We start from the raw sequence: 14,740 nt of genomic DNA, 5'->3' as shown, positions 1-14,740 counted from the left end.
ACAAATAAAACAAGTGAAGGATATACAGTAAAATGTATAATTCGAGATGAAGCTGGAATATCAAGGGTAGAAATGCCAACATGGACAGAAAAAAATGGACAGGATGATATTACATGGCCAAAAATAAGTGTTGTAAATAAAGGAAACAATTTATATGAAGCAACATATACAGTAAAGACTAAAGATCATAAAAATGAGACAGGTAAGTATAACACACATGTATATGTTTATAACAAAGATAATGAAGTAGCAGTAAAAACGTTAGAAATAACAGTAAATGATACAGCAACACCAAAGATTTCAAATGTAAAAGTAGAAAACGAAACAAGAAAAGGATACACAGTAACATGTGATATTCAAAGCGATAGTAAAATTACAAAAGTAGAAATGCCAACATGGACAGAAAAGAATGGGCAAGATGATTTGATATGGCATAAAGCGGAAGTAAAAGACAATGGAGATGGAACATATAAGGCGACATGTGAAATCAAGACATCAGATCATAATGGAGAATCAGGAAAATATATAACACATATATATGCGACAAACACAGGGAAGACAGGAGTCTATGTAAAAGATGATATTGTCATAAAAAATAGTAAGCCTGTTATAAAATCTGCAACACTTTTAACAAAAGATTCAGAGTCATACACTTTAGAAATAGTTGCTGAAGATGACTCTAAAGTAAGTAAAGTTTATGTTCCGACATGGACAGAAAAAAATGGACAAGATGATGTGATTTGGCATGAGGCACAATTTGAGTCTGGGAAATGGAAATGTACAATCAATAGAAAGGATCATTATTATCAATATGGAAATTATGTATCGCATGTATATGCATATGATAATGATAACGAAATAAGTGATGGGTATGTTTATGGCAGCACTTTAATTAGTGAACCAGATGATGATTTACCTCATATTAGTGATGTTTATATTTCTGATAAGAATGATGATGGATATACTATTACTTGCAAAGTGACTTCTAAATTTAATGTTACTAAGGTTTCGTTCCCAACATGGACTTATACAAATGGACAAGATGATTTAGTATGGCATCAGGCTTCATACATAGGGAATAACCAATATTCATTCAGAATTCTAAGAAGTTACCATAATTATGAATTTGGTACATATATTACACATATTTATGCATATGATAATGTCGGTAATGTATCTGCATTAGTTTTAGATTACAATGAGATAAAAAATACAACTGTTAGACAGGGATGGGCATACATGAATGGGCAAAAGTACTTCTTTGATAACAATGGAAATATTGCAGGTAACATGCCATCTAAAAAAGTAATTGATGTAAGTAGTTATAATGGTGTCATTGATTGGGAAACAGTTAAGCGTTATGGAGATGTGGATGGAGTTATTATAAGAATAGCTTCCCATCCAAACGGACATTATATAGACGATCCCCAGTTTGCAAATAACTTAGCAGGGTGTAGAAGATACAATATTCCATTCGGAGTATATATTTACGATTATGCTAATGAAAACGCTGGTGCTTATTCAGAGGCACAAGTTGTTGTTGATATTTTAAGAAAATATGGTGTTTCTCCGTCTGAATTATCATATCCTGTGTATTTTGATTTAGAAAGACCACAGTTATCTACAAGTCAAGCGGTTCAAAATTCACAAGTATTTATCAGTAGGATGAACCAATACGGATATACAGCACAACTTTATAGCTATCGATCAATGTTACAAGGAGTATTGAATCACCCATATATACTTCAAAATATGTCATGGATGGCAGCCTATACGAATACAATGGGATGGACAAATCCATATTATCATGGTAAATTTGGGTGGCAATATACAAGTAAAGGAAGTATTCCTGGAATTAATGGCAATGTAGATATTAGCTGTTGGTTCAATGTGTAAAATACTTATTAGATAGGAGAAAGCATGGAAAAATATTTATCGATATGTATACCAACAAATGGTATGACAGAGTGGGTAAAAATAGTACTTGATAGCATATATAGTCAAAAAATTGACAATTCTTTATATGAAGTTGTTATTTGTGATAATGGTTCAGAAGATACACTAATGCAGTTTATAAATCAATATTATAAAGAAAAGGAAAATTTATTTTATAAAAAAAGTACTGCAAATGGTTTTTTAAACCAAATTGAATGTTTTAAGCTAGCAAATGGAAAGTTTATAAAATTTTTGAACCATCGAGCAAAATTAAAGGACGGCGCTATAGAAAGATTAATTGACTTTGCTAGAACACACGATGATTCAACAGTAGTATTTTTCTCTAATGGGGCATTAGCTGATATTGGTGACACTAAAGAGTTTAACGACTTTGATAGTTTTGTTAAAGAATTATCAATATATTCATCTTGGTCTGGTGGATTAGGTATATGGAAAAGCCAATTAGAAAAAATTTTAGAAAAAGATACGTTTAACAGTTTGTTTCCACATACAGATATATTATTTTTCAATAAGAGTGCAAATAGATATGTAATAGATAATAATTTGTTTTTTTCTGAAATAGATACACAGCATAGTAAAAAAGGAAATTATAATGTGTTTTATGCATTTGGTGTAGAGTATCCAAACATACTATTACAACTTATGACTGAAAAATATATAAGTGTAGAAACATTGCATTATTTGTTGCTTCAAAATTGTAAATTTGTAACTAATTTATATAGAGATTTTATAATCTTAAAGAAACCATGTTCTTACAACTTAGAAAATTATAAGAATTATTTAAATATATTTTATAATGAAAAACAAATAAGGAGACACGCTTTTTTTCCACCTGTATTTAGAAGAATATAAAGAAAAGTAGCCTAGAAAGGGAAAATATGAAAAGTTTAAGAGTAAATACGATTTTAAATATAATAAAAACAGCATCAAGTATAATTTTTCCATTTATCACCTTTCCATATGTATCAAGAGTATTAATGCCAGAATATATTGGTAAAGTTAATTTTGGAAGTTCCTATGTTAGTTATTTTTCCTTGATAGCTACATTAGGTATAACGACATATGCTGTTAGAGAGTGCTCTAAATGTAAAAATGATAAGAATAAGCTTAGTAGGGAGGCTTCAGAAATATATTCTATCAATATTTTTACAACTATTATTGCGTATGTATTGCTATTTTTATCTATCATTTTATTTAAGGATTTAAACAATTATAGAAATTTGATAATAATTCAAAGCACAGCTATATTATTTACAACATTGGGTGCTGATTGGATAAATACAACAATGGAAGATTATGTTTACATTACAATTCGTTCTGTAGTGTTTGAAGCACTAGCCTTGATATTAACGTTACTTTTTGTGAAGAAACCTTCTGATTATATGCTTTATGCTGCAATTACAGTGTTATCGACAAGCGGTGCTAATATTATGAATATCTTTTATAGAAAAAAATTTTGTAATATAAAGATTACTTGGAATATTGATTGGAAAAGACATATGAAACCAATTTTGTGCTTGTTTGTCATGCTATTGTCGCAAACTATTTTTAATAGTTCTGATATCACAATGTTAGGACTTATAAAGGGTGATTTCGATGTGGGATTATATAGTACAGCTGTAAAAATAATCAACATAATAAATCAATTAATCGCGTCTGTTTTATGGGTTGTTTTACCAAGATTATCTGTATATTTTGTAGAGAATGATTATCCTAAAATTAATTCATTATTGCGAAAAATTTTAGGATTGATCGTGGTCCTTGGGTTACCATGTGTAGTGGGCACTATTGCAATTTCTAAAAATATTATATATATAGTTGGTGGTGATAGTTATTTAGCAGCAACTACTACATTGAAAATATTATCAGTGGGATTGCTATTTTCGTTGTTTGGTGGAGGATTTATTGGAAATATAATTCTGTTGCCATCTGGACAAGAAAATTATTATATGAAAGTTTGTTGTATTAATGCAGTATTTAATATAGTTGCAAATATATTTTTAATTCCTCTGTTTGGTTCAAATGGTGCTGCACTGTCTACTGCCGCTTCATCGCTACTGATATTGATATTACTTATTCCAAAATTCGATAGAAGGATAAAAATTGATAATTTATTAGGTTTAATAACTGCTCCTGCTTTAGGGTGTGTTATTATATATATTATTTGTAGAATTGTATTTTTATTTCAGCTAAATATGTATATTGAAACTATTTTATGTTTAGGACTTAGTGCATTCACCTACTTGCTTTTACTTCTTATATCAAAAAATGAAATTGTTTATCCAATTGTCAGCAATATAGTTGATAAAATAAAAAAAAGAGACTAGTATCGTATTGAATTTTACACAACAAGAACTGAATTAAATGCAAATGAATAATTATAATTAGTTTTATCATTGGAGGGTATGGTTTTGAGAACAATAAAAAAATTAATAATAACTACTATTAAGGAAATGAAATGGAGAAAAATTAATAAACATAACGATACTTTTTATGTTAATATTACTGATTTTAATTGTGTTTCAGTGGGGAAAGGGACTTATGGTCCTATAGATGTTTTGATCAATGTTGATAAATATAAATTAAATATAGGAAATTATTGTTCTATTGCAGATGATGTTAGATTTATTTTAAGCTCTGATCATCCCTTACATCGTATATCTACTTATCCATTTAATGAAAAAATATTTGGTGAATTGGGAACAAGCGCGGTTAGTAAGGGTGATATAATTGTTCATGATGATGTTTGGATTGGGACACGTTCTATAATATTATCAGGAGTTGAAATTGGTCAAGGTGCGGTTATAGCAGCTGGTTCTATTGTAACTAAAGATGTTCCACCATATGCAATAGTTGCAGGTATCCCAGCAAAAATTGTAAAATATAGATTCTCTGAAGATTTGATAAAAGAATTATTAAAAATAGATTTCTCAAAGATTGACGATGATTTAATTAAAGAAAATAAGGTGTTATTTAATGAAAATATTGAATCAGTTATTCAAATAAAGAAAATACAAAATAGATGGGAGTGGACAGCAAAATGATAGCCGCGTTAATGACATGCTATTATCCGGATAGTGAAAATATTAAAAATATAGATATTATTTCAAAGCAAGTTGATAAAATATTTGTTTGTGATAATAGTCCTAGTAATAATAAAAAAATGATGCCTTCCGATAATGAGAAGATAGAATATTGTTTTTTTGGTAAAAATCTAGGACTGTCAATGGCTTTTAACAGAATATTAAAAGAAAAAAAATATCATTTCGATGACGATGATTTCATAATATTTTTTGACCAGGACTCTAGAATAAATGATGGTTTTATTAGTAATTTGATAAAAGACTATTTAGAAGTTGAAGATAAAGGATACGAGATTGGGTGTATTGGACCAGTATATTTTAATAATTCAAGCAATATGCTAGAAGTTCCAAAAGTAAAGACTGTTATATCTGAAAAAATATATCATGTAAACTCAATTATTACATCCTCTATGTTAATTAAGTATTCAACGTTGAAAGAACTCAATTTTTGGAATGAAAATGTTTTTTTAGATATGGCAGACTGGGATTTATGTTGGCGCTTAAATCAAATAGGGAAAATGTGCACAATGAGCGAAAACGTTATTATGAATCACACATTAGGTGTAGGGGAAAAGAGATTAGGACCGTTGAGAGTAAGGGTTGGCTCACCAATTAGAGAATATTATCAAACAAGGGATTGTATATATTTACTTAAAGAAAAATACACACCAATTAGAAATAAAATAATGTTTATTGAGATGCTTTCAATAAGACCAGTAGTTCATTTTTTGTTATTAGATAGCAAGAAAAAAAGAATGAAATATGTTAAAAGAGGAATAGTAGATTATTTTAAAAAAATTAGGGGAGTATATGTAGAAAAATGAAAACACTAATATTAGTTCCTGCTTATAATGAAGCAGAAAATATTAAAAAAACGATTAGGGATATAAAAAAAAATACGAGCAATGATTATGTAATAATAGATGATTGTTCAAAGGACGATACATATAGTATTTGCAAAGAAGAAGGGTTTAATGTTATTCATTTGCCTATAAATTATGGTTTGACAAGTGCTGTACAAATAGGATTTAAATATGCTTTAGAAAATGGATATGACGCTATGATTCAATTTGATGGTGATGGGCAACATATGGCATCTTATATTGATACAATGGCAGAGGAATTGTCGAAAGGATATGATATTGTAATAGGTTCTCGTTTTGTTAATGAAAAGAAACCCTTTTCAGCTAGAATGATAGGAAGTAGATTGATTTCTTTCTTGATAAGAATTACTACAGGTGAAAAAATTAACGATCCCACATCAGGAATGAGAATGTTTTCAAAAACTGTGTTTGATGAATTTGCGAATCAAAGAAATTATCCACCTGAACCGGACATGTTAGTTTATATGATAAAAAAAGGGAAAAAAATTAGTGAAGTTCAAGTAGAAATGAGAGATAGAGAATTTGGAGAAAGCTATTTGAATCCAATACGATCACTAAAATATATGTTAGAAATGTGTATTTCGATAATATTTATTCAATCATTTAGAAAGAGGTAGCAACATGACATTAACATTACAGATTATTTTAATTATAACTTCAATTATAACTTTTATTTTTGTTATTAATAAAATACGCAAATCACAACTAGACATTCAAGATTCAGTTATTTGGATTTTGTTATCAATATTACTTATTATAATGAGTTTATTTTTACCTTTTATCGATCGAATTGCAAGAAGCTTAGGATTTATTAGCACTTCAAATTTTGTATTCGCCTTAATAATGTTTTTTTTATTAATTATTGTATTTACACAAACAGTAAAAATTTCAATTTTAAATGAAAAAATAAAAAACTTGAATCACTATATAGCTTTAGAAGAAAAGAAAAATAAAAAGTAAATAATGACAAGTGGAGGATTTTAAGAAAATGAAAATTGCGTTTTTAATGCTAGCACATAAATCACCGCAACAAATTAATAAATTATTAGAATGTCTACAAGATAGTGATATTGACGTGTATATACACTTGGATAAAAAAAGTAATATAAAAAAAGATATTCAGGTTTATCCAAATATCATCTATGTCGATGACGCTGATAGGGTTGATATTAAGTGGGGATCAGTAAGTATGGTCAATGCTACAATACAACTTATCAAGACAATGGTTAATTCTAAAAAAGTATATGATTATGTTTATTTGATAAGCGGTCAAGACTTCATAATAAAAGATATTCAAGAATTAAAAAGTTTTTTAGATAATAATAAAGGCCAAAATTTTATAGAAATATTAGATGAAACTAATTCTAACTACTATAAGTATAGAAAAAGGGTGGAAGTGTATTATCCACAATGGATGATAAGTAGAAACAAGTTAATTATCTTACTTAAATTTGCTTACATAATAATAACAGGAGGAATGACTAAGGTATTTTTTAAGAGAAAGCAAAATTATAATTTGCCCTTTGCGTTTGGTAGTCAGTGGTGGACGCTACAATACAATGCTGTTTTAGAAATGTATACTATTATTAGTAAACATCCAGAGTATGTGAACTACTATAAAAATTCGCTTGTCCCTGATGAATCTTTTTTTCAAACAATTTTTATGATGACATCCTTTAATAACAAATCTTCTCATCATTCTCTTACATACACAAATTGGGAAGGTCAGGTCAATCATCCTAAAACACTTACCAAAGAAGACATAATTATATTAGAAAATGAAAAAAATAAGTATTTAGGAAGAAAATTTGATGAGAATGTTGATAATAGTATTATAGACTATTTTTATAAAAAATTAAGAATAAAAAGAGGAGACTAATATGCCTAAAATTTCAGTAATTATGTCTACATATAAAGAACAAGAAATATTTTTAAGAAAGGCAATTGAATCAATTTTAAACCAATCATATGAGGATTTTGAATATATAATTATACTAGATAATCCCCAAAATAAGGAACACAAAAGAATAATAAATGAGTATGCAAACAATGATGATAGGATCAGATTCTTTGTAAATGAGCAAAATATGGGATTAACGGCTTCTCTTAATAAAGGAATAAAGTACGCTACAGGTGAATTTATTTGTCGTATGGATGCAGATGATATATCAAAGTATGATCGTATAGAAAAACAGTTGTTATATTTAATTCAAAATAATTATGATTTGATAGGCGGAATAACACAAATGATTGATGAAAATGATAAGCCAATTTATTCTATCAAAAGTATTCCGACAGATTTTAATAAGATAAAGAAGATAATCAAGTATAATCAATGTTTAGCTCATCCAACATGGATAGGAAAAAAAGAATTATTTATTGAATTAGATGGCTATAGGAATATTCCTTTATGTGAGGATTATGATTTTACGTTAAGAGCAATTTTAAAAGGATACAAGGTATCAAATTTAAATGAAACAGTTTTGCAATATCGAATGACAAATAATAGTTTATCAAGAAATAATTTATTAGAACAATTTTTGTATGCAGAATTTATTACAAATGCCTATTCGAATGGACATGTTGCAAATATAGAAAAAGCAAAAAAATACGTTGACAAAAATAATAATGTAAAGAAAGCAACAAGATATTCAAAAGCAAATAAAATATTTAATGACGCAATTAATCAATTGGAAAAAAGAAATTATATTTTATTCATTTTGAAGGGTATTTCTATACCATTTGTATCACTTACATTTTTGAAAAAAATATATAGATTTTTTATGGTACAAATTAATTCTGCTAGTAGATAATTTACAAATGAAAGAAGGATTAATATTATGAAAAATATACTCATTATAGGTGGAAATGGATTCATTGGGAGAAATCTATGTATTTGTTTATGTAAATGTGGTTATAATGTATTTTCCTTTGATATTCAATATCCAGATAAAAAAAATAAAAAGATTAATTATATTGTAGGTGATTTTTTCGATGATCAAGAGCTAGAAAAGTCACTAGAAAATATAGATATAGTTATTCATTCTCTAAGTACTATTAATCCTGGGAATTCAAATGAGAGATATTTACAAGGATACTCACGAGACTTTGTTCAAAGTGTAAAATTATTTGATATGTGTATTAAAAGAAATATTAAAGTTATTTTTTTATCATCAGGTGGTACGATATACGGTGTTCAAGAAAAGCAACCGATTCAAGAAGATGCAATTACTGCGCCCATTAATCATTATGGCTCAGTAAAATTGTGCATTGAAAGTGTAATAAAAACATTTAATAGGCAACAATTACACTCTAATATATTAATTGCGCGTATTTCAAATCCTTATGGACCGGGACAGGACTATAATAAAGGTGTTGGTTTTGTAGATGCTGCAATAAAAAAATCAATCAAAAATGAACCAATAGAAATATGGGGAAATGGAGAAGTAATTAGAGACTACGTTTACATAGATGATGTTTGCGAAATGATATGTTCTTTAATTACTTATAATGGTGAACTTGAGGTGTTTAATTTAAGTAGTAATGAGGGAATATCTTTAAATAATGTAATAGAAACATTAAAAGCTATAGGTCTTAATCCACAGGTTATATATAAAGAAGCAAGGAGTGTTGATGTTAAAAAAGTGATATTAGATAATGAAAGAATCAAATCAATACATCCAATGAAAATAAAGAATTTTAAAGAGGGACTTGTAGAATATTTAAAATTTTTAAAAGAGCATAATTAAACACAAGATAATTGATTTTAAATTTATTAATGTGAATTTGACGTATTAATAATTGCTTGATATAATCGACAATAATTTATGTATGTATTTTTTATGGAAAGGGTTATTATGATAGAATATATAAGAGGAATACCTTGTAAAGAAGATAAAATATATTTAAGACAGTCAACAGAATCAATTCTGAATTTATAATTAATTTAGATAATCCTGATAATGATATACATAAACATACTATTAATGGGTATTATATGAAGGATAATAGAATAAAATTTTACATAAATTCTAAAAATTTAGGACTAACATACTCGTTAAATAGAGGGCTAAATTAGCTAATTGTGATTAAATTTGTAGAAAGGACGTTCAAGAGTAAGTCGAATTGAGGAACAACTAAATTACTTGAAAGCAGGCAACTATGACTTGATTGGTGCAAAAACACAAATGCTTGATGAAAACGGTAATATTCTTTATTCGATTAAGTCGATTCCAGCAGAGTATGTCAAAATAAAAAGAGTAATAAAATATAACAAATGTTTGGCAAAAAAAGAGTTGCTTGAAGAATTAGAAGGCTGAATATTCCATTATGTGAGGATTATACTGAAATGATATAAAGTTTCAAATTTGGATGTTACAGTATTAAAATATCGAATGACAAGTGATGGTATACCTCGCAACAACTTATTAAAGTAATTTTTATATGCTTTATTTATAACAAAAGCATATACTGAAAAAAGTAGACAATATTGAAAATGCATAAATGTATGTTGAGAAAAAGTATAACGAAAGAAAATCTAAAAGATACGTAAAAGCTAATAAAAAATTTAATGATGCGATTAATGAATTGGAAAAGGAAAATTATATTTTATTTCTTCTAAAAGGAGCAACTATGCCGTCTATATTATTTATTTGTACCATAAAAATCCTTTTTTATGGCACAAATAAATGCTTTATAATTAACAACAATCGGAGGGACTTATGAATCATATTTTAACAGTTGTATTTTTATTAACAATATTCTTCTATTATTGGATTTTAGGAGATACTATTTCAAATATATTTGAAATTAAGATTAAATCAACAATAGTGAGTGTTATTTGTGGATTTATTACTACATTTTTTATTTCATTTATTATTGGTTTACCTTGTCAATATTTTAAATTAAATTGGTATATTTTCTTTTATACATTCACTTTTATAGTTGTTTTATCTTTTGCTTTTTTATTGTATAAGAAATATAAAAATTTTGAAGGTTTTAAACTGTTTGTCAAAAATCATTTTTCTAAAGAGAGAATACTCAATCACTTAAAAAATAATTGGGTTCTCTATGTTTTTGTGACTTTGTTCACAGTATTTTCTGTATCCAATGTTATGGCACTTTATGAGTTTGATTATGATGATACATTTTATATTGGTAAAGTAGTGAATTCTATCTCTACACCCGCTCTATTAAATGAGGATTTCTTTACCGGGAAACTTGTTTCATGGACAGATATGACAAGGATTGTAAACACATATGAAATAACGTACGCGGCTTTCTCGTCTATGTTTCATATAAATCCCATATATTTATGTAAAGTATCGATGGTTATTCATAATTATATTTTATTTACTATTTCAATTAAACAACTATCTAATTTAATTTCTAAAAAGAATGCGCAATATGCGCTTTTGCCATTTTTTGTTTTTTTAATTAATCATGGTTATTTAATGCTAAATTCTAATTTTATTACCATCAGATCTTATGATTTGTGGCAATTTCAAAATGCGGTTTGGTATGGTGGATCAGTAGTAAGAGTTTTGTCAATTCCGATATTATGTATAATTACAATTCCATTAATTGAAAATAGAATAACTATTAAGAATACGATTTTTATTTTTATGATATCTTGTACAATGATGTCTTTTTCATCAATATTTGCGCCAATATTTGTAGTAATGTTTTTTATATTGTTTATTTTAAAATTTGCCTATAATACGTATTTATCTATCAAACAAAAAAAGATCAAGTCAGTCATATTAAATGTATTTTTGTTGTTTTGTTTTATATTTGGATTATTGATAACAAAAAAATTAGATCATTCTCCTTTTTTATCTGTAGATAATTATAATTATTTTAATTCAGAGTTATACCCTTTTTACTGCTACTATTTGACGGTTGATTCGATTATGCGTTTTAGTAAATTTATAATTTTGGTATCACTGCTTTTAACGGTAAATTCAAAGTATGGGAAATATTTATCTATTATTACTTGTATGCTTGTAGCAATTGTATGCTCTAATTATTTTAATGAATTACTATGTGTAACATCATTTAAATTTTTCTTTGTAATTTTGCGTTTTTATTCGTCTGTACAGTTTATGATTGTATTGCTTGTAGGTTTGATGATAGTTAAGGCATTTGATGTCATAAAATTTAAATCACTTGTTTTATCATTTGCCTCATTGGCAATTGCTGGAAATTTATGTGTTATACATAATAATTATAAAGAAATTAAATCGATTAGTTTTTTAGGATGTGGACTAAACAGCGATGGATATGACTTTGGTCAAATTACAAAATATGATAATCTAATGTTAGATATTTTTAATGATGTTGGCAGTTATTTTAATCGATTACCATATGGTAATTATACTTTGCTTGCTCCTGAAAGTTTTACATATAACGGACGAATTACTTATCAATTAGGATTTTATTTATCAAGTAATAGAATTCAAATTGAACGTTCAACGTCTCTAGATGCAATAGGTTTGCAATACCGCACACTAATAAACGATTATTTGAATAAAAATATTTCTTATCAAGAAGCAAAATCAGCATTTTCTTATTACAAAGGATCCTACCTACTTACGTTTTCTAAGAAACAAGCAATAGAATTAAAAGAATTAGGATACACAATAGTGCATAAAACAAAAAAATATGCAGTTATTCACATATAAAAAGAGAAAAATTATTTTATTAGATTAGGAATTCATGTATGAATTCCTATTTTTTTTTATAAATAGCTATCTAAAAAAGAGAGATATGATAAAATGGACTATGAGTATGGTTTATGAATTGTTGGACAAATAGATATTTATGTGATATATATTTGTAATGTTATAAGATATAATTATAATGATTATATCTAGGAAAATTAGCGGAGGTCTTATGAATAAAGAGAATGCTATAGAAGTCAGAAATATGACGAAGTATTTTAAAGTAGAATACGATAAAGCTCATACTTTAAAAGAAAGATTATTATCTTTTGGAAAAAGTAATAAAGAAGTACACACAGTATTAAAAGATATAAATTTAGATATAAAAAAAGGTGAAACAGTTTGTCTAATTGGAACAAATGGTAGTGGTAAATCAACACTATTAAAACTGATGACAAAAATCATCTATCCTAATAAAGGAACAATTGAAACTCAAGGGAAACTGACATCATTACTTGAATTAGGTGCAGGTTTTCATCAAGATTTTACAGGAAGAGAAAATATTTACTTTAATGCAGCAGTATTTGGATTAACTAAAGCAGAAATAGAAAAAAGAGTAGATGATATTATTGAGTTTTCGGAACTTGGAGAATTTATTGATAATCCTGTAAGAACATATTCTTCAGGAATGTATATGCGATTAGCGTTTTCTATCGCTATTAATGTAGATGCAGAAATCTTATTAATTGATGAAATCTTAGCTGTAGGGGATCAACATTTTCAAGATAAATGTTTTGATAAATTGAAAGAATTAAGAGACAGTGAAAAAACAATTGTTATTGTTTCTCATAGTTTGGATACAGTAAAAGATTTATGTACAAGGGCAGTTTGGATTTATAAAGGTGAATTTAGATTAGACGGTGATCCAACATATGTCATTGATGAATACTTAAAACAAGTTAAATTAGATCATAAAGAAGAAGCAAAGAAGAAATATCAAAAACCATTAGATACATATCATGGTATTGTTGTTGTTGATATACCACAATCTTTTGCTGAAATTAAAAAAGAAGTGAAGCAATTTACGATTTCAGGTTGGTCTTTAAGTGATTGTTTACATGATCGTTTAAAAGTAACAGTAGACGATCAGGAAATTACAGAAATGAGGCAAATCAATCGTAGTGATGTTTTAATGGCATATCAAGAAAAATATGGTGGATATGGAACGAATGAAGATGAATGTGGATTTGATTATTTTGTAGATGTTAGTCATATGGAATTAGGTGAACACGCTATTGTTGTTCAATTATTAGATGAAAAAGATAAAATAATATCTGAAAAAGATTTAAAGATTAATATCATATAGGAGAAAAAAGAAATGAAATTATTTAAAAACTTATATGACTATCGTGAATTATTAAAAACAAATGTAAAAAAGGATATTAGAGGAAAATATAAAGGTTCATTTTTAGGAGTTTTATGGTCATTTTTAAATCCTTTATTGATGGTTGCTGTTTATGCCATTGTTTTTCCATATATCATGAGAATTAAAACAGATCACTACTTACAATACCTAATTTGTGGGGTTATCCCATGGAATTTCTTTACCACTGTAATGGGGCTAGGAATGGGAAGCATTAAAAATAATGCAGGTGTCATTAAAAAAGTATACTTTCCTAGAGAAATATTACCTATTTCAGCTACATTAAGTGGGTTAGTTAATTTCTTTATAGCTTGTTTAATTATCATCATCTTCTGTGTATTTGGAGGTTTAGGATTAAGTTGGCATATTTTATTAGTGCCTTTTGTAGCATTAATTCAATTTGTTATTACTGCTGGAATGGTACTAGGATTAAGTGCAATCAATGTTTATATTCAAGATACTGAATACATTATTCAATTCATTATTAACTTATTGTTTTATGCAACACCAATTTTATACCCAGCAGAAATATTTCCAAAAGTATTAAGATGGGTACTATATGTTAATCCATTTACTCATATTGTGAGTGCATATCGTGATTTCTTTATGTATCATACATTACCTGAATTATCTAGTATTATTTATATGATCGTGATGGCATTAGTGCTATTTGCATTAGGTATGTTTATTTTTAGAAAATTAGAAAAAGGATTTGCTGAAGAAATCTAGGGA

General features: G+C 27.3%; 14 protein-coding genes. All 14 read left to right on the top strand.

Going from position 1 to position 14,740, the window contains the following annotated elements; all coding sequences use genetic code 11:
• The coding region (locus DW911_RS09800) for a GBS Bsp-like repeat-containing protein (protein ID WP_199669474.1) at positions 1-1,896 on the top strand (1,896 nt) is incomplete at its 5' end.
• 24 nt (positions 1,897-1,920) lie between these two features.
• Positions 1,921-2,808 carry a glycosyltransferase family 2 protein gene (locus tag DW911_RS09795; RefSeq protein WP_118433844.1) on the top strand — a complete coding sequence of 296 codons (888 nt, stop codon included), beginning with the start codon at positions 1,921-1,923 and terminating at the stop codon, positions 2,806-2,808.
• Positions 2,809-2,834: 26 nt separating this feature from the next.
• On the top strand, positions 2,835-4,283 hold the full coding sequence (locus DW911_RS09790) for an oligosaccharide flippase family protein (RefSeq protein ID WP_118433846.1): 1,449 nt from the start codon (positions 2,835-2,837) through the stop codon (positions 4,281-4,283).
• Between the two features lie 84 nt (positions 4,284-4,367).
• Positions 4,368-5,000, top strand: a complete 633-nt coding sequence (locus DW911_RS09785; protein WP_199589186.1) for a CatB-related O-acetyltransferase — start codon at positions 4,368-4,370, stop codon at positions 4,998-5,000.
• The gene (locus DW911_RS09780) at positions 4,979-5,863 is read left to right on the top strand and encodes a glycosyltransferase (protein ID WP_199669473.1); all 885 of its coding nucleotides are present in this window, start codon (positions 4,979-4,981) and stop codon (positions 5,861-5,863) included. Before DW911_RS09785 ends, DW911_RS09780 begins: the two co-directional genes overlap by 22 nt.
• Positions 5,860-6,540, top strand: coding sequence for a glycosyltransferase family 2 protein (locus tag DW911_RS09775; RefSeq protein ID WP_118433850.1), 681 nt, complete (start codon positions 5,860-5,862; stop codon positions 6,538-6,540). The genes DW911_RS09780 and DW911_RS09775 overlap by 4 nt, the downstream gene beginning before the upstream one ends.
• Positions 6,541-6,544: 4 nt before the next feature.
• Complete coding sequence (locus DW911_RS09770) at positions 6,545-6,883, top strand: DUF2304 domain-containing protein (protein WP_118433852.1); 339 nt, start codon at positions 6,545-6,547, stop codon at positions 6,881-6,883.
• A 28-nt stretch (positions 6,884-6,911) separates the two neighbouring features.
• A complete protein-coding gene (locus tag DW911_RS09765; RefSeq protein WP_118433854.1) occupies positions 6,912-7,802 on the top strand; it encodes a beta-1,6-N-acetylglucosaminyltransferase in 891 nt (296 codons plus the stop codon).
• Position 7,803: 1 nt separating this feature from the next.
• On the top strand, positions 7,804-8,736 hold the full coding sequence (locus DW911_RS09760; RefSeq protein WP_118433856.1) for a glycosyltransferase: 933 nt from the start codon (positions 7,804-7,806) through the stop codon (positions 8,734-8,736).
• A 27-nt stretch (positions 8,737-8,763) separates the two neighbouring features.
• A complete protein-coding gene (locus tag DW911_RS09755; protein ID WP_118433858.1) occupies positions 8,764-9,672 on the top strand; it encodes an NAD-dependent epimerase/dehydratase family protein in 909 nt (302 codons plus the stop codon).
• Between the two features lie 417 nt (positions 9,673-10,089).
• Positions 10,090-10,242, top strand: coding sequence for a hypothetical protein (locus DW911_RS10930; protein WP_158575444.1), 153 nt, complete (start codon positions 10,090-10,092; stop codon positions 10,240-10,242).
• Between the two features lie 402 nt (positions 10,243-10,644).
• The gene (locus DW911_RS09750) at positions 10,645-12,606 is read left to right on the top strand and encodes a DUF6077 domain-containing protein (RefSeq protein ID WP_118433861.1); all 1,962 of its coding nucleotides are present in this window, start codon (positions 10,645-10,647) and stop codon (positions 12,604-12,606) included.
• 211 nt (positions 12,607-12,817) lie between these two features.
• Positions 12,818-13,951 (top strand): ABC transporter ATP-binding protein, encoded by a 1,134-nt coding sequence (locus tag DW911_RS09745; RefSeq protein WP_118433863.1) that lies wholly within the window; start codon positions 12,818-12,820, stop codon positions 13,949-13,951.
• Positions 13,952-13,963: 12 nt separating this feature from the next.
• Complete coding sequence (locus DW911_RS09740) at positions 13,964-14,737, top strand: ABC transporter permease (protein WP_118433865.1); 774 nt, start codon at positions 13,964-13,966, stop codon at positions 14,735-14,737.
• Positions 14,738-14,740 lie beyond the last annotated feature (3 nt).

Origin of the sequence: Erysipelatoclostridium sp. AM42-17 (assembly GCF_003480255.1) — a bacterium.
Lineage (GTDB): Bacteria > Bacillota_I > Bacilli_A > Erysipelotrichales > Coprobacillaceae > Faecalibacillus.
The sequence above is the reverse complement of the archived record's forward strand: the minus strand, read 5'-3'. Positions and strand labels throughout refer to the sequence as shown.

Coding starts and splice junctions, on each gene's coding strand:
- DW911_RS09795 (WP_118433844.1), top strand. CDS start 1,921: ATGGAAAAATATTTATCGATATGTATACCAACAAATGGTATGACAGAG.
- DW911_RS09790 (WP_118433846.1), top strand. CDS start 2,835: ATGAAAAGTTTAAGAGTAAATACGATTTTAAATATAATAAAAACAGCA.
- DW911_RS09780 (WP_199669473.1), top strand. CDS start 4,979: ATGGGAGTGGACAGCAAAATGATAGCCGCGTTAATGACATGCTATTAT.
- DW911_RS09775 (WP_118433850.1), top strand. CDS start 5,860: ATGAAAACACTAATATTAGTTCCTGCTTATAATGAAGCAGAAAATATT.
- DW911_RS09770 (WP_118433852.1), top strand. CDS start 6,545: ATGACATTAACATTACAGATTATTTTAATTATAACTTCAATTATAACT.
- DW911_RS09765 (WP_118433854.1), top strand. CDS start 6,912: ATGAAAATTGCGTTTTTAATGCTAGCACATAAATCACCGCAACAAATT.
- DW911_RS09760 (WP_118433856.1), top strand. CDS start 7,804: ATGCCTAAAATTTCAGTAATTATGTCTACATATAAAGAACAAGAAATA.
- DW911_RS09755 (WP_118433858.1), top strand. CDS start 8,764: ATGAAAAATATACTCATTATAGGTGGAAATGGATTCATTGGGAGAAAT.
- DW911_RS09750 (WP_118433861.1), top strand. CDS start 10,645: ATGAATCATATTTTAACAGTTGTATTTTTATTAACAATATTCTTCTAT.
- DW911_RS09745 (WP_118433863.1), top strand. CDS start 12,818: ATGAATAAAGAGAATGCTATAGAAGTCAGAAATATGACGAAGTATTTT.
- DW911_RS09740 (WP_118433865.1), top strand. CDS start 13,964: ATGAAATTATTTAAAAACTTATATGACTATCGTGAATTATTAAAAACA.